The following is a 21,598-nucleotide window of genomic DNA, read 5'->3' as shown; positions in this document are numbered from 1 at the left end:
TCACCGGCTTCCTTTGGTTCTGTCGATCTCGTGCGGCGCGGCGGGCACCGACAGCCGGCGCAGCAGCTCGCCTTCGTCGCGGCGCACCCGCAGCACCTCGGTCTGCGCGCGCAGGCGGCGCACCACGGCCTTGCCGCTCTCGGGCAGGAAGCACACGCGGCGCGCGTGCGGGCCGCGCAGGTCCTGCGCCGCCACTTCGATGCGTTCCGCCTCCAGGTAGCGCAGCACGAAGTCGGCATTGCGGTCGCCGATGTTGAGCGTGGTCATGCCGGCCAGCACCGCGCCGCCGCCGAACACCTTGGCCTGCAGCCGCTCGCGCCGCGCACCCGCGCGCACCAGCTCGCGCACCAGCACGTCCATGGCGAAGGCGCCGTAGCGCATCGAGCCGCCGCCGGGCTCGCCGTCGTCGGGCAGCATGAAGTGGTTCATGCCGGCCACGCCCGCCTGCGCGTCGTGCAGGCAGGCGGCCACGCAGGAGCCGAGCACGGTGCTCAGCACGGTGTGGTCGGTGGTCACGTAGTACTCGGAGGGCAACAGCTTGACGGCCATGCGCCCGACATCGCGGTCGAAGTAGTGATGGCTCGCCAGGCTCATGCGAGGCCCGGCGTGCGCGACAGCTCGTACACCGTCTGCCCCAGCGGGCGGAAGGCCGGGTTGACGAGCGAGGCGTTCTCGGAATGCCCGGCGAACAGCAGGCCGCCCGGCTTGAGCAGCGGCGCGAAGCGGTCGAGCACCTTCTTCTGCGTCGGCTTGTCGAAATAGATCATCACGTTGCGGCAGAAGATCGCGTCCACCGGCTCCTTCACCGACCAGGCGCTGTCCAGCAGGTTGACGCGCGAGAACTTCACCAGCGTGGCCACCTCGGGGCGCACGCGCACCTTGCCGGCATTGGTGCCGGTGCCCTTGTTGAAGAAGCGCCGCAGCCGCTCGGGCGACAGGCGCCGCACCTGCTCGGTGGTGAAGACGCCGGTGGCGGCCTTGGCCAGCACCGCGGTGTCGATATCGCTGGCGATGACGCGGGCCGAACCCGCGCGCTCGCCCAGCGCTTCCATCAGCGTGATGGCGATCGAGTACGGCTCCTCGCCCGTCGAGGCGGCGGCGCACCACACGGTGACCGGGCCCGGCCGCTTGCGCACATGGTCGGCCAGCGTGGGAAAGTGGTGCGCCTCGCGAAAGAACGAGGTCAGGTTGGTGGTGAGCGCGTTGATGAACAGCTGCCACTCGTCGCCGTCGTGGCGCGCCTCGAGCTGGTCCAGGTACGGCGCGAACGCCGGCAGCTGCAGCTCGCGCAGGCGCCGCGACAGCCGGCTGTACACCATCTGCCGCTTCTGCTCGCCCAGGGCGATGCCGGCGCGGCGGTGGATGAGGGTCCGGATTCTGGAGAAGTCGTGGTCGGTAAAGTGGAACTCGGTCGTCACAGCCAGCCTGGAAGCGTGACTTTCAATGGTCACGGAAACCGCCGTTTCCAATCGGCCGATCAGACGCGCAAAAGCCTTGCATTTCCGGGGGTCAGGCAGGCGGTGCGGTCACGGCCGGGCCGGCGTCGAGCGCCCACACCAGCGCCGACAGCTGCGCGGCATTGACCTGCGCGGCGCTCAAGAAGAGCGCCTCCGACAGGCGCGCCGCGCGGCCGTCGTCGGTCTCGCAGCTTTCGGCCAACGCCACGAAGGGGCCGTAGACGCCGCTGCGCGACAAAATCGCCTGCTGCACCGCCTCGGTGAGCTGCACCTTGCGCAGCACGCCTTCCATCGGCACGCCCAGCAGCTGGTCGAGCAGCGAGAACATGCCCGCCACGAACAGGTTGTCGGCCTCACTGGGTGGCAGCATGCCCTGCCCCATCAGCTCGACGAAACGCCCGCGCAGGATGGCCTTCTTCATCATGAAGGGCGAGCTGACCTTGTTGCTGGTGGCCAGCAGCAGCGACAGCCAGCGGTACAGCGGCGAATAGCCGAGCATCGCGACGGCATGGCGCAGCGAGTGGATCTCCACCGCCAGCCCGACCGAGGGCGAGTTGATGTAGCGCAGCAGCCGGTAGGTAAGCGCCGCGTCGTGCTTGAGCGCGCCCTCGATGGCGCGCACGTCCTCGTTGCGCAGGATCATCTGCATCAGGTGCACGATGAGCTGCGACTCGGGCTGCAGCGCATCGGCGCTGTCGCGCGCCGGTGGCAGGCGCACGGCGCCGTCGACGAACACTTGCACGCCGCGCGCGGCGCAGGCCTCGAACTCGGCCCAGTTCGCCACGCGCGCGGCGATGGGCGCCGGGCCGGCGGGCGACACGTCCGCCAGCTGGGAGGGCAACACCTCGCGGTGCGTGACGATGGCGCGCAGCTCGTCGTCGTCCGGCAGCGCGACGCCGCCGCACAGCATGAAGCCGAAGCCCTGCTCGCGCAGGAACAGCAGGATGGAGCGCATGTCGGCGTCCATCAGCTCGTCGGCCTTCATGCACAGCACGACATTGCGCGGCGGCAGCGACTGCAGCTCGCTCTGGAACAGCGCATCGACCGTGACGTCGACGAACACCATCTGCCCGCCCAGCAACCAGCCGTGGCCACCCGGGTTCAGGTGCAGGCCCAGCGTGTCCATGAGCGCCTTGACGCCCGCCGCCGCACCCGCGTCGGTACCCTGCCCCGCCGCGCGCCAGGCCATGCGGTAGCCGACCACGCGGCGCTTGCCGTCGAGCAGCATGGCGTAGGCCACATGGCCGTCGGCACCGACTGCGGGCGTGATGGCGGGCGTTGCGTCGGCTTGCGCGCCGTTGCCGTCGACGCCGGGGCGCCGGAAGAAATCGAACCTCATGCGGCCGTCCCTCGCGTCGGGATCAGGAAGCCAGCGCGTCGGTGCGGCGCGCCGCGCCCGCCAGGGCCGCCGCGCTGGCGGCCTGCGCGCGCTGGATGCGCGGCATGGCGCCCACGTCGACGATGAAGGCCACGCTGCCGTCGCCCACGATGGTGGCGGCCGAGATGCCCGGCACCTTGCGGTAGTTGGTTTCCAGGTTCTTCACCACCACCTGGTGCTGGCCGAGCAGCTCGTCGACCAGCAGCGCGAAGCGGCTGTCGTCGGCCTGCACGATCACCAGGATGCCCTGCGTGGGCTGCGTCTGCGCGCCGGCCACGTCGAACACGCGGTGCAGTTCGATGAGCGGCAGGTACTCGCCGCGCACGCGGATCACGTGGCCGTCGGCGGTGATCGAATGCAGGTGCTCGGGCAGCGGCTGCAGCGACTCGATGACGTAGCTCAGCGGCAGGATGTAGGCCTCGCTGCCCACGCGCACCGACATGCCGTTGAGGATGGCCAGCGTGAGCGGCAGCACGATGCGCGTGGACGTGCCCTGGCCGCCGCGCGAATGAATCTCCACATGGCCGCCCATCTCCTGGATGTTGCGCTTGACCACGTCCATGCCCACGCCGCGCCCCGAGATATCGGTGACCTGCTCGGCCGTGGAGAAGCCGGGCGCGAAGATCAGCTGCCACACCTCTTCGTCGGGCATGGCGTCGTTCACCGACAGGCCCTGCTGGCGCGCCTTGTCGAGGATGCGCTCGCGGTTCAGGCCCGCGCCGTCGTCGCTCACCTCGATCACGATGTTGCCGCCGTGGTGCTGCGCCGACAGCAGCAGCTGGCCGGTGGCGTCCTTGCCCTTGGCCAGGCGCACCTCGGGGGCCTCGATGCCGTGGTCCAGGCTGTTGCGCACGAGGTGCGTGAGCGGATCGACGATGCGTTCGATGAGCCCCTTGTCGAGCTCGGTCTCCTTGCCGTAGGTGTCCAGGCGCACCTGCTTGCCGAGCTTGGCGCTCACGTCGCGGATCACGCGCGGGAAGCGGCTGAACACGTAGTCCATCGGCATCATGCGGATGGACATCACCGACTCCTGCAGGTCGCGCGCGTTGCGCTCCAGGTGGCCCAGGCCGCTCAGGAAGCGCTCGTAGGCCACGGGGTCGAGCACGGTCGCGGCCTGCGTGAGCATCGACTGCGTGATGACGAGCTCGCCCACGAGGTTGATGAGCTGGTCGACCTTCTCGACGTCGACGCGGATGGAGCTGGATTCCTTGGCGCCGGCGGGCACGGCCGCGGCCGGTGCGGGGGCCGGTGCGGCGGGCGGAGGCACCACCGGCTCGGCGATGGCAGCCAAGGGCGCGGTCTCCTGCGCCGCTTCTTGCGTCGCCTCGTGCGTGATGTCGATCTGCGATTCGTCGATGACGAAGCAGCACACGGCCACGATGTCGTCGGGGTCGCAGGTGGTGGCCAGCCGCACGGTCAGCTGGTCGTTGCTGCGCGTGCGCGTCAGCACGGTGCCGAGGTTGGCCAGCTCGCCGGCGAGCAGCTCGCACTCGCTGTCGGACAGGCGCGCGAAACGGATGACGAGCACGCCGTCGCTGCTGCCACCTTCATCGGCCGGCGCAGCGGCTTGAACGACAGGCGCCGGTGCGGGCGCGGGTGCCGGCACGGGCGCGGCGGCGTTGTTCTCCATCGCCAGCTGCTGCAGCACGCCGCAGATGTGGGCGACCCTCTCGGCGTCCGGCTCCTTGCCGGCCTGGTAGGCGGTGAGTTGTTCTTGCAAGGCGTCCTTCGTTTCCAGAAAGGCATCGATCATCGGAGCGCTCAGGTGCAGCTGCCCGTGGCGGGCCCTGTCCAGCAGCGTTTCGAGCACGTGCGTGGTGTGGGTCAAGGCGGTGAAACCGAACGTGGCCGCGCCGCCCTTGATGGAGTGCGCCGCGCGGAAGATGGCATTGAGCTGCTCGCCGTCGGGCGCCTCGACGTCGAGGTCGAGCAACAGCTGCTCCATCTCCGCCAGCAGCTCGATGGCTTCGACGAAGAAGGCCTGGGTGAATTGACTGAGGTCCATCTGTGGTGCTCCGGGGCCCGCGCGCTTGCGCGAAGCCGCTTCCTTGTTCTTGTTATCCCGCCGTGTGTCCCGCCGCGGTGCGCGCCTGCGCGGCCGGTGGCGGCAGGCCGATGCGCGTGGCGCCGGCGTCGTTGCTGTTCTCGCGCTCGATGCGCTCCTGCGTGCGGTGGTTCAACAGGATGATGCTGATGCGGCGGTTGATGGGGTTGCGCGGGTCGGCGCGGTCCAGGTGCATGCTGTCGGCCAGGCCGATCACGCGCAGCACCTTGTCCTCGGTCATGCCGCCCGTCACCAGTTCGCGGCGCGAGGCGTTGGCGCGGTCTGCCGAGAGCTCCCAGTTGCCGTACGAACGGTCGTTGGTGTAGACGATGGCGTCGGTGTGGCCCGACAGCGTGAGCTTGTTGGGCAGGCCGTTGAGCACCGGCGCCAGCTCGCGAAGAATGGCGCGCATGTGCGGCACCACGCGGGCGCTGGCCAGCTCGAACATCGGGCGGTTCTCGCTATCGACGATCTGCAGGCGCAGGCCTTCGGTGGTGATGTCGATGAGGATCTGCGAACGGAACTGCTGGAACACCGGGCTCTTCTCGATCAGCTCGTCGAGCTTCTTCTTCATCTCGGCCAGGCGGCTCGCGTCGGCCGCGTCTTCGCTGTCGGCCTCGGTGTGGCGCACCTCGCCTTCGGCGTGCATCACGTCGGCGCCGCCGCCGGGAATCATGCTGGTGCTCATGCTGCTCTTGTCGCCGCCGGCCAGCGCCACACGCAGCGGCATGCGAAAGTGCTCGGCAATGCCTTCGCGCTGCTTGGGGCTGGAGATCGACAGCAGCCACATCACGAGGAAGAAGGCCATCATGGCCGTCATGAAGTCGGCGTAGGCGATCTTCCAGCCGCCGCCCGCATGGCCGCCGCCGTGCCCGCCGCCGTGGGCGCGCTTGATGATGATGCGGGGCTTCGCGTCGCTCATGGCCGTCGGGGAATCAGCGAGCCTTGACTTCGCGCACGTGGTCGTCCAGCTCGGTGAACGAGGGGCGCTCGGTCGAGAACAGCACCTTGCGGCCGAACTCCACGGCCAGCTGCGGCGCGTAGCCGTTCAGGCTGGCCAGCAGCGTGACCTTGGCGCACTGGTAGATCTTCATGCCCTCTTCGACCTTCTGCTCGATCAGCGAGGCCAGCGGAGACACGAAGCCATAAGCCAGCAGCACGCCCAGGAAGGTGCCGACCATGGCGTGTGCGATGAGCGCGCCCATTTCCGACGGCGGCAGGTGGGCCGAGCCCAGCGCATGCACCACGCCCATCACGGCCGCGACGATGCCCAGCGCGGGCAGTGCGTCGCCCACGCGCGAGAGGCTGTGGCCGGGCACGGCGGCCTCGTGGCGGATGGTGTCGATCTCGTGGTCCATGAGGGCCTCGATCTCGTGCGCGTCGGTGTTGCCGCTGATGACCAGGCGCAGGTAGTCGCACAGGAACACGGTGATGCCCTCGTGCGCCAGGATGGTCGGGTAGCGGCCGAAGATTTCGCTTTGCTCCGGCGCTTCCACGTCGGACTCGAGCTTCATCATGCCTTCCTTGCGGGCCTTGGCGAGCAGCTCGTACAGCAGCGCCAGCAGGTCCATGTAGAGCTGCCGGTTGTGCTTCGAGGAACGCAGCAAGAGCGGCAGCTCCCGGATGGTCGCCTTGATGGTCTTGCCGTTGTTGCCCGCGATGAACGCGCCGAGCGCGGAGCCGCCGATCATGAGCAGCTCCACGGGCTGGAACAGCACGCCGAAATGCCCGCCCATGAGGCCGTAGCCGCCGAAGACGGCGCCGATCACCACCAGATATCCCACCAGTACCAGCACGCGCTTCCCCTATGCCCTGAGGCGTCCAAAACAAAAAACCCGCGCCGGGCGCCGGGGCACTTTCACGAGACGGCGCCGCCGATGTCGAGCACCGGGCCGCCGGCAATCAGGCCGCCGCGGCGCACCGGTTCGAGCTTGGGCTTGCGCGCCTTGCCCGCGCGCGAAGGCGGGCGGCACAGCACGCACACATAGCCGTGCTTGTGGTCGTGGGCATGCGCCACGAAGTGGCCGCCGCAGCGGCTGCACGGGCTCAGCTGCAGCATGTCGCTGTCGAAGAAACGCACCATGGTCTCGGCGCGCGTGAAGTCGAGCACGACCTCGCTGCCCTGCGACTCGACCTGCTCGGTGTACAGGCGGTAGGCCTTGATGAGCGCGGGCAGTTCGCCCTCGCCGGCCTCGTCGCGCATGAAGCGGTAGATGTTGTAGAACATCGACGAGTGGATGTTGGCCAGCCAGGTCATGTACCAGTCGGTGGAGAACGGCAGCAGGCCCTTGGGCGGCGAGACGCCCTTGAGTTCCTTGTACAGGCGGATCAGGCGTTCGCGGCTGAGCGCGACCACGGCCTCCAGGAACTGCAGGCGCGCGCCCAGGCCGATGAGCTCGACCGCGAGCTGCACCTGCCGGACCTCGCCCAGGATGCTCTTGGCAGTCATGCGCTGGCCGAACCTGCTTTGCGCATCTGCGGCTGGGCCTGGGCCTGTGCCTGGCGCGCGCTCATCAGGATCGACATGTGGGCCTGCTGCAGCGCGGGCTCCTTGCCCTCGCCGACCACCGCGAACATGGGTCGGTCGTCCAGGCGGAAGCTGCACAGCAGGAAGTTGGACGCGGCCAGCTTCACGATCTGGCTGAGCGACATGTTCATGAGCAGATCGGCCAGCTCGCGCCCCACGCCGAGACGGAACATGGCTTCCGCCCGGTCCCGCTTCACGAGCTTCTGCGCGAGCAGCATGTAGGCCAGATTGATCTCGCCGATTTCCTTCGAAATCACGCCACCTGCGTTGACATTGCAATTTTCCACGTCTACTTCCATTTCCGATTCCATGTCGACTCCGCACGTCCATCCAACATGTATACATTATATACACACTTATTTACACTTCGAAGACAAAGTAGAGCAAAAAGTAAAAGGGTTTTGACGCGGTTTCCGACGGAAGGCTTCAGACCTCCCTCTGGGGAATCGGTTTCAATCCTGGCACCGGCGCGCGGTCACATAGCGCAAGCAATTGTTACGAGCGTGCGTATTCCGGCAATTGGCAATCCCCTCACCAATTGAATTTATAAAGACTATCGAACACCGACGAGTGTTAATCGGCGGCTTTATTCAGGGTCTTTCAATAGGTCAATGACTTTCCATAGAACAACCGCCGATCAAGGCGCCGCAGCCTCGGCGCCGCCTTCCAGCCGGTGAATCCAGGCCATCACTTCCGCGACCGCCTGGTACAGCTGCGGCGGGATCTGGCGGTCGAGGTCGATCTGCATCAACAGCTTCACGAGATCGGCCGACGCATGCACGTAGAGCCCGTGCGCGCGCGCCTCGCGCAGGATCGATTCGGCCACCACGCCATAGCCCTTGGCGACGACGACGGGGGCCTTGCGCGTGTCCGCATGCGAGAGCACGACGGCGCTGTGGCGGTTGCGAAGGTCATCGGTCATGCCACCGCCTTCTCCGTGACCTGCAGCTGCTGCAGCTGAAGCCCGACAGCCTCGAAGCGTTGCGCGAGCCGGCCGGCGTCGCCGCGCAGGCGGGCCACGGTGGCGTGCTCGCGCGCCTGCAGCTGCGCCTGCACGGTCGGGCCGCTGAGGCTCAGGCGCAGGTCGACTTCGCCCAGGCGCGGCAGCACGAGCGACACGGTGGTCGACCAGCGGCGCGCGGCTTCTTCTTCGGCGGGTTCGCCTTCGCGTGCGTTGGAGCTGGCGGGGTCTTCCTCGATGGTCCACGCCATCGGCACCTCGGGCCAGGCCTGGCCGCTCCAGCGGAAGGCGGCGCTGGCCAGCAGGTCGAGCTGCTGGTGCACGACGGTGACGGCTTGCGGGTGGATCACTTCAGCGCTGCGCGGGGCCGGCGTGCTGGCGAGGTCAACCGCAGCGCGTGCGTGTTCTGCGAGGCGGGGCGCGGGCATTTCCGACGGGGCCTCGGAGAGGCCGTAGGCCGCCTGCACGCGCGCCGCATCCGGTGCGGGCGCGGCGGCGGTCTCGCTGCGCGCAGCCCCACGCGCTGCTTGTGCGATGTCGGCTTCCGGCGCGTCGACCTGCGGGGCCTGCACCGGCGCATTCGGCGCGGGCGGCGTCGCGACATCGACCGCAGCCAGCGCCGTCGCCGCAACCACCACGCCCTGCACTGCTGCCGCCGCTGTCGTCGTCGTCGCCACCATCACCGGACTCGCCCAGCGCGCCTGCGGCTCCCGCGCCATCTGCGCGAGCGTGCGCGTGCCGGCCGCGAACTCGGCCAGGTGCGATTCGTAGAAGAGACCGCTGTCCGCCACCGTCTGCGCCAGCGTGCCCGCGAGTGCCGCGGTGTTCGTGCCCTGGCGCGCGACGGGCAGCAGCAACGGCGCCTCGCCCCGCACCGGCCCCGGCGCGGCCTGCAGGTCGGCCAGCACCGCGCCGATCACGCGCGCGGCCAGCGACAGGCGGGTGTCGATGGAAGGCGGTGCGCCGCCGGCGGGCGGCGCAGCCACCTCGCCACCGGATGCGCCCGAGGGCACCAGCCGGTCCAGCGCCGCGCGCGACGGCAGGCGCACGTCGTTCGCGGTCTTCGGCACGGCCACCGCCGCACCGGGCGCGCCCACCGTGGTCTCGGGCCGCAGGCCGAGCAGGTCGAGCGGCGGCGTCAGGCGCGCGGCCCTCAGTGCGTCGATCAGTCCGGTGAGTCCCAGCATGGCCACGGTGGTGTCGTCCTGTCGGTTCGCGTCAGTGCGCGAGGCCGTAGGCCTTGCCCAGGTTCTTCTGGTGGTTGAGCGAATCCATGCGGCGGATCAGGTCGTCGAGCTGCGGCTTGATGAGCCCCGACAGCTCGGCCTGCTCGGTGCAGATGCGCTCGAGCAGGCGCAGCACGAGGTCGCGCTGCGCGGGCTCCAGCGACGCCAGCGGCTGGATCGCCTTCAGGCGCTCGACCGATGCCGAGCACCGGGCCTCCAGCTCGGGCAGCTGCCCCCATTCCTTGGCACGGGCCAGCGCCAGCATCGTCGAGATGCACGCGGCCAGTTGCTCGTAGCAATGGACGATCTCGCTGCGCACGGCCATCTGTTCCTGCCCCCAGGTCACGCTCTGCATCATCAGTTGGAGGGCCTGTCGTCGATCTCGCGCCAGGCGGACGCCAGGTGGTCGAGCAGGCGGTCGGCCTCGTCCAGCGCCTGCACGTCGTTGCGCAGGTTGGCCAGCAGCAGGCGCTGCACCACGTAGTCGTACAGCGACGACAGGTTGCCGACGATGTCGCCGCCGGCCTCGCCGGCCGCCTCGGCGTCGAGGCTGGCCTTCAGGCCGTTGTCGACGATGTTGATCGCCTTCGAAATCGCCTGCCCCTTGGCGCCGATGTCGCCGGCCGTCATGTGCAGACGCGCCGCGCCGATGGCGGTCTTCGCGCCGTCGAACAGCATGTGGATCAGTTGCAGCGGCGACGCGCTCATGGCGCGCGTCTCCACGCCGACGCGCGCGTAGACGCCGGCGCCGGTGCGGGAGTGGTGAGAGCTGTACATGTCGCGTCCTGTCCTCAGCCCTTGTTGGCGTTCATCGCATCGAACTGCTGCGCGAGGTATTTCAGCGTGCCGTTCATCTTGTTCATCGCCACGTCCAGCTGCACGAACTGCTTGCGATAGCGCTCCACCGTCGCATCGGCGCGCTCCTTCATCGCGGTGTACTGGGTGTCGAGCTGCTTGAGCGAGCTCGTCACGCCGTCGGTGGCGACCTTGAGCGCGCCCTTGGTGCCGGTGAGGTCGTCGACCAGCGCCGTCAGCTGCTTGCCGTAGCCGGCGGTGCTGCCGGTGCCGCTGGAGAACAGCTTCGCCACGCCCTCCAGGTTGGTGTCGATGGCCTTGTCGAGCTTGTCGTTGTCGATCGCCAGCGTGCCGTCCTTCTGGAACGAGATGCCGATGGACGTGAGCACCTTCAGGTCGTTCGGGCCGCCCACCTGCGGGGCGACCAGCGCCTGGCGGATGCGCGTCTGCAGGTTGCGCAGGGTCGAGTCGCCCACCAGCGGCGCGGCGGCCTTGGCGTCGGTGTCGAAGGCCGTGAGCGACTTCGCAGTGCTCTGCAGCGCGTTGTAGGCCTTCACGAAATCGGTGATGGCCGTCTTCACCGACGTCGTGTTGGCCTTCATCACCAGGCTGAGCTTGCCGGTCTGCACCAGCGTGAGCGTGGTGCCCTGGATGGCGTCGGTCACCGAGTTGCTCGTGCTGGTGACGGCGATGTTGTTGACGGTGAGCTTGGCGTTCTGCGCCGCGGCCGTCTGCTTCAGGTTCTGCGTGCCGGCGGGGTCGTTGCCCAGCAGGTTCTGCAGCGCGGCGTCGCCGTCCACCGAGATGCGCATGGCCGAGGCCTCGCCCGTCTGCGTGGAGGTGAGCACCAGCCGGTTGGGCGTGCCGCTGCCGTCGTTCACGATGGTGGCCGACACGCCGGCGTTGGCCGCGTTGATCGCATCGCGGATGCCGCCCAGCGTGTTGTTGGTCGCATCGATGGTGATCGGCTTGGCAATGCGCGTGGCGTCCTTGTCGAAGGTGGCGCCGGTGTACTGGCCGGTCACCGGGTCCAGCGTGCCGCCGGAGACCTTGCCGAAGTCGATGGTGATCTTGCCGCTGCCGATCGCGCTGGTGGTGCTGGCCTGGCCCTTCGCGATGACCGACTGCGCCTGCGCGAGCTGCGAGATGTCGATGGCATAGGTGCCGACCGACCGCGGGTCGGTGCCGCTCGCCGCCATGATGCCGCTCACGCTCGGCGTGCCGGTGATGGCCTGGAACAACGCCGGGTCGCCCAGCTTCTTGGCAGCCGCCTGGATGCCGGTGAGCGCGCTTTGCAGCGTGCCGTAGGCCGAGAGCTTGCTGTTGTAGCTGGTCTGCTTGGCCTTCAGGGCCACCAGCGGCTGGTTCTCCGCGGTCTGCAGCTGGGTGAGCAATGTGCCCAGGTCAAGGTTGGCGCCAACGCCGATGCTGCTGATCGATGCCATGTCGGGGGTGTCCTGAAATGCGAATGAAATGAAGAGGTCTGGAGCGGGTCGTGATCAGGCTTGCTGGCTCACCAGAAGCCCGGCCTGCCGGTCCATGACCTTGGCGATGCGAACGACCTCTTCGGTCGGAATCTGGCGAATGACTTCGCCGTTGCTGCGGTCGACCACCTTGACGATGAGCTTGTCGGTGTCGCGGTCGACCTCGAACTGCAGGCTGATCGAGCGGCTTTCCAGCGAGGCGTTGACGGACTTCACCGCCATCTCGATCTGCACCGGCGTCGCCTCCTCGACCTCTGCCTCGGCCTTGCGCAGTGCGGTGGCCTCGGCGGCGGCCGCAGCGGCGCCGCCGGTGCGGCCGGCGAGCAGTTGCTGCAGCCAGGGGCTTTCCACGGCGGAGGCGGCGGGTACGGGCTGGGACATGGTCTGCGTTCTTCTTCTGGAGTTCGTTGTCCTGTGCGGCCTCGCCACGAGCGTGGCCGCACAGGACAACGCAGGCAGCTTCGGGTCGCCCCGAAGGCCTGCGAGCAAAAAACCAAGGCACCGGGCGCCACCCTTGTGAGGAGCGCCCGGTGGTCTTAGTGAATCAACGCAGCAGCGACAGCACGCCTTGCGTGGTCTGGTTCGCCTGGGCCAGCACCGAGGTACCGGCTTGCTGCAGGATCTGCGCGCGCGTCATGTTCGACACTTCCACGGCGTAGTCCGAGTCTTCGATGCGCGAACGCGACGACGACAGGTTGGTGATGGTGGTGCCGAGGTTGGCGATCACCGAGTCGAAACGGTTCTGCACCGCACCCAGCGAGGAGCGCAGCTTGTCGACCTTCGACAGGGCGGCGTCCAGGGCCTTGAGCGGGTCGACCGTCGAGGTCTTGCCGCTGCGGGCGTTCAGCGTGAAGGCGCCAGCCTTGGCCGAATCGGCGTAGACCGCATTGCCAGCGCCGTCGGTCACTGCGCCGTTGCTGTGCACGCTGTAGGTCGACACGGTGGTGAGCGAGTTGCCGAGCGAGCCGTCGGCGCCCACGTAGGCGCCGGCAACCGTGCCGCCAGCAGTGATCGTGACACCTGCCACGCCGCCGATGGTCGATGCCAACACGGCGGTACCAGCACCTGCGGCCAGCTTGTCGTTCAGCGCAGCGGCCGAGATTTCGTCGCCGGTCACGTCGAAGTTGGCTGCACCGGCGGTTGCCGTGTAGGTGGTGCCGCCGACCTTGATGGTGCCGCCCGTGCCGGTAGCCGACGCCATGCTGGTCGTCAGGCTCGTCAGCGTGGCTGCCTGAACGCCAGCGCCAGCGCTGTTCTGCGTCAGGTTGCCCACGTTGTCGACAAACAATGCAGAGCCGTCGGTCGCCGTGATCGTGCCGGCGCTGTCGATCTTGACGTCCAGCGAGGTGCCGCCGATGGTGACCGTGGCGGTCTTGCTCGAGCCCGCTGCGGGCTGGAGCGAAGCGATCGTGGCAGCGTTCGTGCGACCCGTTTCACCGAAGGTGAAGGCGGACTTCGCAGCGTTGTAGGTGTAGGTGGAACCTGCGGTGACGACCGAGTCGCCCGCCTTGGCGCCCGCCAGCAGCTGGCTGCGCGTGGCCAGCGTGTTGGTGGCCGTGACGTCGTACTTCTGCGTGCCGTTGACCGGTGCGCCGTTGGCGACAGCGCCAGCCAGCGTCAGGTCGTCCTTGGTGGCGGCCTTGTTCAGCGTGCCCGTGCCGTTCACGTTGAAGCTTTCCAGGCCCAGGGTCTTGGCGCTGATTTCCTGCAGGTCGATGTCGATGGTTTCGCCATCGTTCGCGCCGACTTGCACCGTCAGCTTGCCGGCGTTGGCCGACAGGACCTTCACGCCGTTGAACTGGGTCTGTTCCGACACGCGGTTGATTTCGTCCAGGCGCTGGCCGATTTCCGACTGGATCGAGTCCAGGTCGGTGGCCGAGTTGGTGCCGGTGGCGGCTTGCACCGACAGGTCGCGGATGCGCTGCAGGTTGTTGTTGACTTCGGTCAGCGCGCCTTCGGTGGTCTGCGCGATCGAGATGCCGTCGTTGGCGTTGCGCGCGGCTTGCGTCAGGCCCTTGATGTTGGCGGTGAAGCGGTTGGCGATGGCCTGGCCGGCGGCGTCGTCCTTGGCGCTGTTGATGCGCATGCCGGACGACAGGCGCTCGATGGCCGTGTTCAGGGCCGATTGCGACTTGTTGAGGTTGTTCTGCGTGAGAAGAGAAAGGCTGTTCGTATTGATGACTTGCGCCATGTTCGACTCCTGATTGACAAAAGGTTGTGGACTCCGGCCATCGGCCGTAACGCTGGACCCGCTTCCACGGTGAGACTCAAGCCATCGTTGAAGGGGATATCGGCGGGTGTCCGCAAACCTTTAGGGTCGCAACGAAAAAAGTTCTACGTTGCCGACCCCTGCCTCGTCATGCCTGCATGCTCATGATTTCCTGGTAGGCCGTCACCAGCCGGTTGCGCACCTGCAGCCCGGTCTGGAACGCCACGTTGGCCTTCTGCAGGTCGACCATCACGTCGTTGAGCGCCACGCCGGGCTTGCCCAGCTCGAACGATTCGGCCTGCGCATAGGCCTGCTGCTGCGCGCCGCTGATGTTGGCGAGCGAGCGCTGCAGCTCGGCCGCGAAGCCGCCCGCGCCGGCCGGCGCAGTCGTCGTGGGCCCCATGCCGCTGGCCAGCGCGGTGGCGCGCATCTGCTGCAGGACGGATTCGATGGCATTGATGGACATGGGGAAAAGTTCACTTCCAGCTGACTTGACACGGAGCGCGCGAGCACTCCAACCGGCTGGCAGCGTATCAAGGGAAGACCCCCATTCAAACGCGCAACTGAGGGCAAAAACCCCGGCTGTTCGACCGATCGAATTCCCCATCGCCTGCTGACAATCGTTCGCGAAACCACAGGCCGCGCACGACGTCGCCGGCCACCGGCATGACATCCCAACACCGAATTCCCTCTCTCACTCCGGCGCCGGCCCTGCAGGGCGCAACGGCCCCGGCGAAGGCGCGCCGATGAGCACGGCCGCGCCCACGGGCGGCCTGACGGCGGGCGCCAACGGCCTGCCCCCGATGCTGGAGCGCATGCGCGCGCAGCCCCGGCTGCCGCTGATCCTTGGCGCCGCGGCGCTGGCGACGGTGGCGGCCGCCTTCTTCCTGTGGAGCCGCGGCCCCGACTACAAGGTGCTCTACACCAACGTGTCGGACCGCGACGGCGGCGCGATCATCGCGTCGCTGCAGCAGATGAACGTGCCCTACAAGTTCGCCGAGGGCGGCGGCGCGATCCTGATCGCGGGCGACAAGGTGGCCGAGACGCGCCTGAAGCTCGCGGCGCAGGGCCTGCCCAAAGCCGGCGGCGTGGGCTTCGAACTGATGGACAACCAGAAGTTCGGCACCAGCCAGTTCGCCGAGCAGGTCAACTACCAGCGCGGGCTCGAAGGCGAGCTGGCGCGCTCCATCGAATCGATCGGCAGCATCGAGGCCGCGCGCGTGCACCTGGCGCTGCCCAAACCGTCGCTGTTCGTGCGCGACCAGAAGAAGCCCTCGGCCTCGGTGGTGCTCACGCTGATGCGCGGGCGCAGCATCGACGAAGGCCAGGTGAGCGCCATCGTGCACATGGTGTCCGCCAGCGTGCCCGACCTGGACGCCAAGAGCGTCACGGTGGTCGACCAGCGCGGCAACCTGCTGTCGTCGGCGCGCGGCACCAGCCAGGGGCTGGACGTGAGCCAGCTCAAGTACGCACAGGAGATCGAGCAGGGCTACGTGCGCCGCATCGAGGCCATTCTTCAGCCGCTGGTGGGCGCGAGCAACGTGCGCGCGCAGGTCGCGGCCGAGATCGACTTCTCGGTGGTGGAACACACCGACGAGAAGTACCGGCCCAACCAGGACCCGGCGCAGGCCGCGATCCGCAGCCAGCAGTCCAGCGAATCGGCGCAGCACAACGGCGCGCCGCCGGGCGGCGTGCCGGGCGCGCTGTCGAACCAGCCGCCGGTGAACCCGACGGCGCCGATCACCGCGCCCAAGCCGCCGAATGCGCCGGGCGCACCGAACGCGCCCGCCGCACCCGCCGCCGCACCGGCCGGCCCGAGCAACACGCGCAAGGACGTCACGACCAACTACGAACTCGACCGCACCATCCGCCACGTGCAGCAGGCCGCCGGCGGCGTGAAGCGCCTGTCGGTCGCCGTGGTGGTGAACCACCGCGACACGGTCGATGCCGCGGGCAAGACCAGCGCCCGCGCGCTCGCGCCGGCCGAGCTGGAGCAGATCCGCAACCTCGCCAAGGAAGCGATGGGCTTCAGCCAGGAACGCGGCGACTCGCTCAACGTGGTCAACAGCGCCTTCGCCCGCGACGGCGACAGCGAGGCCGGCCCCGCGCCCGACGTGCCGTTCTGGCGCGACCGCGACAACCTCGCGTTCGGCAAGACGCTGGTCCCCTACCTGCTCATCGGCCTGCTCGCGCTGTTCGCCTGGTTCGCCGTGGGGCGCCCGCTGATGCGCCGGCACCTGGCCGCGCCGCCGCCCGCGCAACCCGTGGCCGATGCAAGCGCCGTGGCCCCCATCGGCACGGCCCCGGCCGAGCCCGAAGAAACACTGCAGCAGCGCGAGTCCGCACGCCAGAAGGCCGACATGGACTACGCCCAGCAGACCGCCGACAAGGACCCCAAGCTCGTGGCCGCCCTGATCCAGCACTGGATGCACACCGATGACTAGCAGCGAAGCAGGCACCCGCAAGAGCGCCATCCTGCTCATGGCGCTGGGCGAAGACCGCGCCGCCGCCGCGCTGCACCTGCTGCCCACCTCCGAGGTGCAGGCACTGGGCCTGGCCATGTCCAAGCTGAGCGCGGTCTCGCGCGACGAGCTGGCCTCGGTGCTGGCCGAGTTCCGCCAGGAGACCGAGCAGCTGTCGGCGCTGCACCTGGGCTCCACCAGCTACATCCGCGCCGTGCTCAAGAAGGCGCTGGGCGACGACCGCGCGAGCAACCTGCTCGAGGACATCCTGCAGCCCGACGAGCCGCACGGCGGCATCGAGCGGCTGAACGAACTCGAGGCCGGCGAAGTGGCCGAGCTCATTCGCGACGAGCACCCGCAGATCCTCGCGACGCTGCTCGTTCACCTGGACCGCATGAAGGCGTCGGAGGTGCTCGAGAAGCTGCCCGCGCGCCTGCGCCACGACGTGATCATGCGCGTGGCCACCTTCGGCGGCGTGCAGCCCTCGGCGCTGAACGAGCTCACCGAGGTGCTGACCGAAATGCTCGCGGGCCAGGGCCTGCGCCGCAGCCGCCTGGGCGGCGTGCGCACCGCGGCCGAAATCGTCAACCTGATGAGCACCACGGTGGAAGAAGAAGCCATTGCCCATGTGCGCGAGCAGGACGAGGCGCTGGCCCAGCGCATCGTCGACGAGATGTTCGTGTTCGAGAACCTGCTGGGCCTGGAAGACCGCAGCATCCAGCGCCTGCTCAAGGACATCGAGAGCGACTCGCTCATCATCGCGCTCAAGGGCGCGCCGCTGGAGCTGCGCGACAAGTTCCTCAGCAACATGTCGCAGCGCGCCGCAGAAACGCTGCGCGAGGACATGGAGCTGCGCGGTCCCGTGCGCGTGTCGCAGGTCGAGACCGAACAGAAGGCCATCCTGCAGGTCGCCCGCCGTCTGGCGGACGCCGGCGAGATCGTGATCGCGGCGCCTGGCACCGATGACTTCGTCTGACCCCGGCGCCTTCGGCGGCTCGCGCGAGCGCCTCGCCGCCATCCACGCGGCCGCGCGCCAGGCCGGCGCCGGCACGCCGGCGCTGTCGGCGTGGGAGCGTTGGGAGATGGGCACGCTCGATGGCAAGGCGCCCTCAGGCACGGCCCTCTCGCGTCAAACAGCACAGCGCCTTTCCCCGCCTCCTGCGCCTCCCGCGCCCAAGGTCGACCTCGCCGAGCTGGCCCGCATCCGCAAGGAAGCACGCGCCGCGGGCGAGGCCGAGGGCCGCGCTGCCGGGCTGGCCGAAGGCCGCCAGGTCGGCCACACCGAAGGCCTGGCCACCGGCCTCGCCGCCGCCAGCGTGCACGCCGAACGCCTGCGCGCGCTGGTCCGCTCGCTGCCCGAGGCGCTGCGCAGCGCCGAGGCCGAGCTGGCCGAGACCGTGCTCGCGCTCGCACTCGACGTGGCGCGCCAGGTGGTGCACCGCACCTACCAGGCCGAGCCCGAATGGGTGCTGCCGCTGGTGCGCGACCTGCTGCACGCCGAACCCGCGCTGCGCGGCGAACCGCGCCTGCTGCTGCACCCCGACGACATCGCGCTGGTGAAGAACAGCCTGGGCAACGAGATCGAGGCGGCCGGCTGGCAGCTGCGTGCCGACGACAGCCTGGCGCGCGGCGGCTGCCGCGTGCAGTCGGCCACGGGCGAGCTGGACGCCAGCCTGGCCACGCGCTGGGAGCGCGTGGGCGCGGCGCTGCGTGGCGACGCCTCCTGAGCCGATGCAGACGACGGCCACCAACCCTCATCTGAACAGCGTGCGCGCCGTGCTGGAACAGGCGCGCGCCGACGTCGCCCGCTGCACGACCACCACCGCCTCGGGCCGCCTCACGCGCGCCGTCGGCCTCGTGCTCGAAGCCGTGGGCCTGCAACTGCCCGTGGGCAGCGACTGCCTCATCGAGCTGCCGCCCGGCCACCCGCAGCGCCATGCCGAGGCCGAAGTGGTGGGCTTCGCGGGCGACCGCCTCTTCCTCATGTCACAGACCGAAGTCGCAGGCCTGTTGCCCGGCGCGCGCGTGTTCGCGCGGCCCGGCCTGCGCGAGCCCGGTGCGACCGGCGACGCGCACACCAAGCGCCTGCCCGTGGGCGAAGGCATGCTGGGCCGCGTGGTCGATGCGGCCGGCCGACCGCTCGACGGGCTGGGCCCGCTCGACGTGGCGCGCCAGGTGCCGCTCGCGGCGCCGCCGATCAATCCGCTGTCGCGCGCGGCCATCGACTCGGTGCTCGACGTGGGCGTGCGCGCCATCAACGCCATGCTCACCGTCGGCCGCGGCCAGCGCATGGGGCTGTTTGCCGGCTCGGGCGTGGGCAAGAGCGTGCTGCTGGGCATGATGGCGCGCTACACCAGCGCCGAGGTGATCGTGGTCGGCCTCATCGGCGAGCGCGGTCGCGAGGTGAAGGACTTCATCGAGAACACGCTGGGCGAAGAGGGCCTGGCCCGCGCCGTGGTGGTGGCCGCGCCGGCCGACAACTCGCCGCTGCTGCGCCTGCAGGGCGCGGCCTACGCCACCTGCCTGGCCGAGTACTTTCGCGACCAGGGCAAGGACGTGCTGCTCATCATGGATTCGCTCACGCGCTATGCGATGGCGCAGCGCGAGATCGCGCTGGCCGTGGGCGAGCCGCCCGCCACCAAGGGCTATCCGCCTTCGGTGTTCGCGCGGCTGCCTGCCTTGGTGGAGCGTGCCGGCAACGGCGCGCGCGATGCACAGGGGCGCGGCGGCTCGATCACGGCCTTCTACACCGTGCTCTCGGAAGGCGACGACCAGCAGGACCCGATCGCCGATTCGGCGCGCGCGATCCTGGACGGCCACGTCGTGCTCTCGCGCACGCTGGCCGAGGCCGGGCACTACCCGGCCATCGACATCGAGGCCTCGATCAGCCGCGCGATGACGTCATTGATCGCGCCCGCGCAGTTCGACACCGTGCGCCGCTTCAAGCAGATGCTGTCGCGCTACCAGCGCAACCGCGACCTGATCAGCGTCGGCGCCTACGCGCCGGGGCACGACCTGCAGCTGGACCAGGCGATCGCGATGTACCCGCGCATCGAGGCCTTCCTGCAGCAGTCGATGCACGAGCGCACCGGCTACGAGGAGGCCATCGCCCACATGGACAGCCTGTTCACGAACACACCTTCCCCAGGACGCCCATGAGCAGCAGCAAGCTCCCCCTCGGCATGCTCATCGACCTGGCGCAGAGCCAGACCGACGACGCCGCGCGCCGCCTGGGCGCACTGCAAAGCGCGCACCTGAGCGCGCAGCAGAAGCTCGAGCTGCTGCTGCAGTACCGCCAGGACTACCACGCGCAACTCGACACGCTGATGCGCGGCGGCCTGCCGTCGTCGCAGTGGCGCAACTACCGCAACTTCCTCGGCACGCTCGACCACGCGATCGCGCAGCAGCGCGCCATCGCCGAGCGGGCCGGGCACCAGCTCGACCGGGGCCGCACCGACTGGCAGCGCGAGAAGCGCCGCCTCAGCTCCTTCGACACGCTGGCCGATCGCGTGCGCGCACAGGAGCTGATGGCGCAGGCCAAGCGCGAACAGCGCGACAGCGACGAACGCGCCGCCCGCCAGTTCTTCGACCGCGCCTCGCACCCCACCCACTGAATCTCCTCCAGGAACCGACATGCCCCCCATGATCCCGCCGTCCGTCACGCCTGCCGCCACCTCGCCGGTGGCGCAGGGCGGCGCACGTGGCCGCAGCAACGCCGACGAGGCGCAGGGCCGCGCGTTCGGTGCCGCGCTCGAACGGTCGCGCGCGAGCCAGGCCGAGAAGGCGTCGGATGCCGACACCGTGGTGGCGGATGCCAAGCCGCTGCGCAAGACGGACCTTGCGGAAGAGATGCGGGACGCGCCGCCTGCGGAGCCGGACCTCGCTTTTCTCGCAGCAGCCGTCACGCCGCAACAGGCATTGGTGCTCGCGGGAGGTGCAGCCGCGCAGGGCAGCAGTGCGCCGGAAACTTCGCTGGCGCCGGCCACGCCCGACGCGCAAGCCGGTCTGCCTGCAGGCACGGTGCGTTTGAGCAGCGACGACGCCGCCACGCCCGCGCCTGCCATCGCCACCGAAGACGCTTCCACCCCCACCGCCACTGCCGCCGCACAAGGCGCGGCACCTGAAGCCGACAACGCCACACCGCCTTCGCTGTACGAGATCGTGCGCGCCGCCGTGGCCGCGCAGCCGATGGCTGTCGATGGCAAGAGGCCGGTGGCCGCCCCCGCCGGCCCGCCCGTCGGCACCGCCGCGCCGGGCCGCGCGGGTGCACCGCGCACCGTGAGCGCCACCACCACCGAACAGCTCGCAGCCGCTGCGCAAGCCCAGCCCGCTGGCGACGCGAAGCCCGCGACAGCGGACACCGCCCCCGTCGCCGCAGTGTCGGCCGGCACCTCGGGCGAGGACGCAGCGGCGCCATCCACCACGCCGTTTGCGCTGCAACAGCCCGCGACCGTCTCCTCCGAACGCACGACAGAGAGCCCCGCCGCACGCCCCGCCGTGCACACGCTCGCCCCCGAAGTCGGCAGTGAGAAATGGGCACCCGCACTCGGCCAGCAGCTCGCGCGCATGAGTCTCACCGGCACGCACACGGCCGAGCTGAACCTCAACCCCGCCGGCCTCGGCCCGCTGAAGGTCACGCTGTCCGTCGGCGAGCACCAGGCGCAGGCCGCGTTCGTGTCGGCGCACGAGAGCGTGCGCAAGGCCGTCGAGGCCGCGCTGCCGCAGCTGCGCACCAGCCTGTCGGAGCAGGGCATCACGCTGGGCCAGACCTCGGTCGGCGCGGACACGCGCGCGCCCTTCGGGCAGGACGCGGCGTTTGCGCAGCAACAGCAGCAACAACACCAACGACAGGGCGCATGGCGACCGCAGGGCACTTCCGCTGCCACCGACATCGCCCGCACGGCAACGGCAGCACCCCGCCCCGTTGCCACCCCACGCACGGGCCCGGGCGTCGACACCTTCGCCTGAAACGCCCCGCCCGCCTCCCGCAATGAACGGATGTGAAGCGCCTTTGTGCGCTTGTTCGGCCGTTCGCCGGCGGGCGACTTCGCAAAG

General features: G+C 69.4%; 22 protein-coding genes. 6 read left to right on the top strand and 16 right to left on the bottom strand.

The genetic code is table 11. The features are described 5' to 3' along the window. The 16 genes from cheD to fliE all read right to left on the bottom strand — a co-directional run bounded on the left by cheD (nt 1) and on the right by fliE (nt 14,547). Nucleotides 1–594, bottom strand: a complete 594-nt coding sequence (gene cheD, locus AC1RGU_RS01495) for a chemoreceptor glutamine deamidase CheD (RefSeq protein ID WP_062469392.1) — start codon at nt 592–594, stop codon at nt 1–3. Continuing rightward, nucleotides 591–1,418, bottom strand: coding sequence for a CheR family methyltransferase (locus tag AC1RGU_RS01490; RefSeq protein ID WP_139704680.1), 828 nt, complete (start codon nt 1,416–1,418; stop codon nt 591–593). The genes cheD and AC1RGU_RS01490 overlap by 4 nt, the downstream gene beginning before the upstream one ends. 91 nt (nt 1,419–1,509) lie before the next feature. After that, nucleotides 1,510–2,796 (bottom strand): EAL and HDOD domain-containing protein, encoded by a 1,287-nt coding sequence (locus tag AC1RGU_RS01485; RefSeq protein WP_492694244.1) that lies wholly within the window; start codon nt 2,794–2,796, stop codon nt 1,510–1,512. 22 nt (nt 2,797–2,818) lie between these two features. Next, nucleotides 2,819–4,840, bottom strand: a complete 2,022-nt coding sequence (gene cheA / locus AC1RGU_RS01480; RefSeq protein WP_492694242.1) for a chemotaxis protein CheA — start codon at nt 4,838–4,840, stop codon at nt 2,819–2,821. 52 nt (nt 4,841–4,892) lie between these two features. Continuing rightward, nucleotides 4,893–5,801, bottom strand: a complete 909-nt coding sequence (gene motB, locus AC1RGU_RS01475; protein WP_062469377.1) for a flagellar motor protein MotB — start codon at nt 5,799–5,801, stop codon at nt 4,893–4,895. Between the two features lie 13 nt (nt 5,802–5,814). Further along, nucleotides 5,815–6,675, bottom strand: a complete 861-nt coding sequence (motA, locus tag AC1RGU_RS01470) for a flagellar motor stator protein MotA (protein WP_070061563.1) — start codon at nt 6,673–6,675, stop codon at nt 5,815–5,817. Between the two features lie 62 nt (nt 6,676–6,737). After that, on the bottom strand, nt 6,738–7,328 hold the full coding sequence (gene flhC / locus AC1RGU_RS01465) for a flagellar transcriptional regulator FlhC (RefSeq protein WP_062469371.1): 591 nt from the start codon (nt 7,326–7,328) through the stop codon (nt 6,738–6,740). After that, complete coding sequence (flhD, locus tag AC1RGU_RS01460; RefSeq protein ID WP_370680118.1) at nt 7,325–7,693, bottom strand: flagellar transcriptional regulator FlhD; 369 nt, start codon at nt 7,691–7,693, stop codon at nt 7,325–7,327. The genes flhC and flhD overlap by 4 nt, the downstream gene beginning before the upstream one ends. Before the next feature lie 350 nt (nt 7,694–8,043). Then, the gene (locus tag AC1RGU_RS01455; RefSeq protein WP_062469365.1) at nt 8,044–8,328 is read right to left on the bottom strand and encodes an EscU/YscU/HrcU family type III secretion system export apparatus switch protein; all 285 of its coding nucleotides are present in this window, start codon (nt 8,326–8,328) and stop codon (nt 8,044–8,046) included. Then, nucleotides 8,325–9,554, bottom strand: coding sequence for a flagellar hook-length control protein FliK (gene fliK / locus AC1RGU_RS01450; protein ID WP_492696434.1), 1,230 nt, complete (start codon nt 9,552–9,554; stop codon nt 8,325–8,327). Before fliK ends, AC1RGU_RS01455 begins: the two co-directional genes overlap by 4 nt. 31 nt (nt 9,555–9,585) lie before the next feature. After that, nucleotides 9,586–9,951, bottom strand: a complete 366-nt coding sequence (locus AC1RGU_RS01445) for a flagellar protein FliT (RefSeq protein WP_223301366.1) — start codon at nt 9,949–9,951, stop codon at nt 9,586–9,588. Beyond that, on the bottom strand, nt 9,951–10,370 hold the full coding sequence (gene fliS, locus AC1RGU_RS01440; RefSeq protein WP_070061560.1) for a flagellar export chaperone FliS: 420 nt from the start codon (nt 10,368–10,370) through the stop codon (nt 9,951–9,953). The genes AC1RGU_RS01445 and fliS overlap by 1 nt, the downstream gene beginning before the upstream one ends. A gap of 14 nt (nt 10,371–10,384) precedes the next feature. Then, nucleotides 10,385–11,833, bottom strand: coding sequence for a flagellar filament capping protein FliD (fliD, locus tag AC1RGU_RS01435; RefSeq protein WP_492694239.1), 1,449 nt, complete (start codon nt 11,831–11,833; stop codon nt 10,385–10,387). Between the two features lie 54 nt (nt 11,834–11,887). Then, nucleotides 11,888–12,253, bottom strand: a complete 366-nt coding sequence (locus AC1RGU_RS01430) for a flagellar protein FlaG (RefSeq protein WP_139700351.1) — start codon at nt 12,251–12,253, stop codon at nt 11,888–11,890. Between the two features lie 163 nt (nt 12,254–12,416). Then, complete coding sequence (locus tag AC1RGU_RS01425; protein ID WP_492694237.1) at nt 12,417–14,063, bottom strand: flagellin N-terminal helical domain-containing protein; 1,647 nt, start codon at nt 14,061–14,063, stop codon at nt 12,417–12,419. Nucleotides 14,064–14,229: 166 nt separating this feature from the next. Next, nucleotides 14,230–14,547, bottom strand: a complete 318-nt coding sequence (gene fliE / locus AC1RGU_RS01420) for a flagellar hook-basal body complex protein FliE (RefSeq protein ID WP_095744078.1) — start codon at nt 14,545–14,547, stop codon at nt 14,230–14,232. 280 nt (nt 14,548–14,827) lie between these two features. On the opposite strand from fliE, the gene fliF reads away from it, so the two are divergent. The 6 genes from fliF to AC1RGU_RS01390 are packed head-to-tail and all read left to right on the top strand — an operon-like array spanning nt 14,828 to nt 21,511. Continuing rightward, nucleotides 14,828–16,525, top strand: a complete 1,698-nt coding sequence (gene fliF / locus AC1RGU_RS01415) for a flagellar basal-body MS-ring/collar protein FliF (RefSeq protein WP_492694235.1) — start codon at nt 14,828–14,830, stop codon at nt 16,523–16,525. Then, the gene (fliG, locus tag AC1RGU_RS01410; RefSeq protein WP_062469343.1) at nt 16,518–17,519 is read left to right on the top strand and encodes a flagellar motor switch protein FliG; all 1,002 of its coding nucleotides are present in this window, start codon (nt 16,518–16,520) and stop codon (nt 17,517–17,519) included. Before fliF ends, fliG begins: the two co-directional genes overlap by 8 nt. Further along, entirely contained in the window at nt 17,506–18,270 is a 765-nt protein-coding gene (gene fliH, locus AC1RGU_RS01405) for a flagellar assembly protein FliH (protein WP_492694233.1), read from the top strand. The genes fliG and fliH overlap by 14 nt, the downstream gene beginning before the upstream one ends. A 4-nt stretch (nt 18,271–18,274) precedes the next feature. After that, entirely contained in the window at nt 18,275–19,702 is a 1,428-nt protein-coding gene (gene fliI / locus AC1RGU_RS01400; protein WP_492694232.1) for a flagellar protein export ATPase FliI, read from the top strand. Continuing rightward, nucleotides 19,699–20,157 (top strand): flagellar export protein FliJ, encoded by a 459-nt coding sequence (gene fliJ / locus AC1RGU_RS01395; protein WP_062469337.1) that lies wholly within the window; start codon nt 19,699–19,701, stop codon nt 20,155–20,157. The genes fliI and fliJ overlap by 4 nt, the downstream gene beginning before the upstream one ends. Before the next feature lie 19 nt (nt 20,158–20,176). After that, entirely contained in the window at nt 20,177–21,511 is a 1,335-nt protein-coding gene (locus AC1RGU_RS01390) for a flagellar hook-length control protein FliK (protein ID WP_492694231.1), read from the top strand. Nucleotides 21,512–21,598 lie beyond the last annotated feature (87 nt).

The sequence above is a fragment of the Variovorax sp. GW823-FHT02B07 genome (genome assembly GCF_058797695.1).
Note: the sequence above shows the minus strand (reverse complement) of the source record. Positions and strands in the feature narration are given on the sequence as shown.

Excerpts from the sequence above, each read along its gene's own strand:
- cheA (WP_492694242.1), bottom strand. The coding sequence starts at position 4,840 with ATGGACCTCAGTCAATTCACCCAGGCCTTCTTCGTCGAAGCCATCGAG.
- AC1RGU_RS01485 (WP_492694244.1), bottom strand. The coding sequence starts at position 2,796 with ATGAGGTTCGATTTCTTCCGGCGCCCCGGCGTCGACGGCAACGGCGCG.
- flhC (WP_062469371.1), bottom strand. The coding sequence starts at position 7,328 with ATGACTGCCAAGAGCATCCTGGGCGAGGTCCGGCAGGTGCAGCTCGCG.
- AC1RGU_RS01430 (WP_139700351.1), bottom strand. The coding sequence starts at position 12,253 with ATGTCCCAGCCCGTACCCGCCGCCTCCGCCGTGGAAAGCCCCTGGCTG.
- AC1RGU_RS01445 (WP_223301366.1), bottom strand. The coding sequence starts at position 9,951 with ATGATGCAGAGCGTGACCTGGGGGCAGGAACAGATGGCCGTGCGCAGC.
- AC1RGU_RS01390 (WP_492694231.1), top strand. The coding sequence starts at position 20,177 with ATGCCCCCCATGATCCCGCCGTCCGTCACGCCTGCCGCCACCTCGCCG.
- fliH (WP_492694233.1), top strand. The coding sequence starts at position 17,506 with ATGACTTCGTCTGACCCCGGCGCCTTCGGCGGCTCGCGCGAGCGCCTC.
- fliJ (WP_062469337.1), top strand. The coding sequence starts at position 19,699 with ATGAGCAGCAGCAAGCTCCCCCTCGGCATGCTCATCGACCTGGCGCAG.
- fliE (WP_095744078.1), bottom strand. The coding sequence starts at position 14,547 with ATGTCCATCAATGCCATCGAATCCGTCCTGCAGCAGATGCGCGCCACC.
- motB (WP_062469377.1), bottom strand. The coding sequence starts at position 5,801 with ATGAGCGACGCGAAGCCCCGCATCATCATCAAGCGCGCCCACGGCGGC.
- AC1RGU_RS01425 (WP_492694237.1), bottom strand. The coding sequence starts at position 14,063 with ATGGCGCAAGTCATCAATACGAACAGCCTTTCTCTTCTCACGCAGAAC.
- fliD (WP_492694239.1), bottom strand. The coding sequence starts at position 11,833 with ATGGCATCGATCAGCAGCATCGGCGTTGGCGCCAACCTTGACCTGGGC.
- fliG (WP_062469343.1), top strand. The coding sequence starts at position 16,518 with ATGACTAGCAGCGAAGCAGGCACCCGCAAGAGCGCCATCCTGCTCATG.
- cheD (WP_062469392.1), bottom strand. The coding sequence starts at position 594 with ATGAGCCTGGCGAGCCATCACTACTTCGACCGCGATGTCGGGCGCATG.
- fliI (WP_492694232.1), top strand. The coding sequence starts at position 18,275 with ATGCAGACGACGGCCACCAACCCTCATCTGAACAGCGTGCGCGCCGTG.
- fliK (WP_492696434.1), bottom strand. The coding sequence starts at position 9,554 with ATGCTGGGACTCACCGGACTGATCGACGCACTGAGGGCCGCGCGCCTG.
- fliF (WP_492694235.1), top strand. The coding sequence starts at position 14,828 with ATGAGCACGGCCGCGCCCACGGGCGGCCTGACGGCGGGCGCCAACGGC.
- AC1RGU_RS01455 (WP_062469365.1), bottom strand. The coding sequence starts at position 8,328 with ATGACCGATGACCTTCGCAACCGCCACAGCGCCGTCGTGCTCTCGCAT.
- fliS (WP_070061560.1), bottom strand. The coding sequence starts at position 10,370 with ATGTACAGCTCTCACCACTCCCGCACCGGCGCCGGCGTCTACGCGCGC.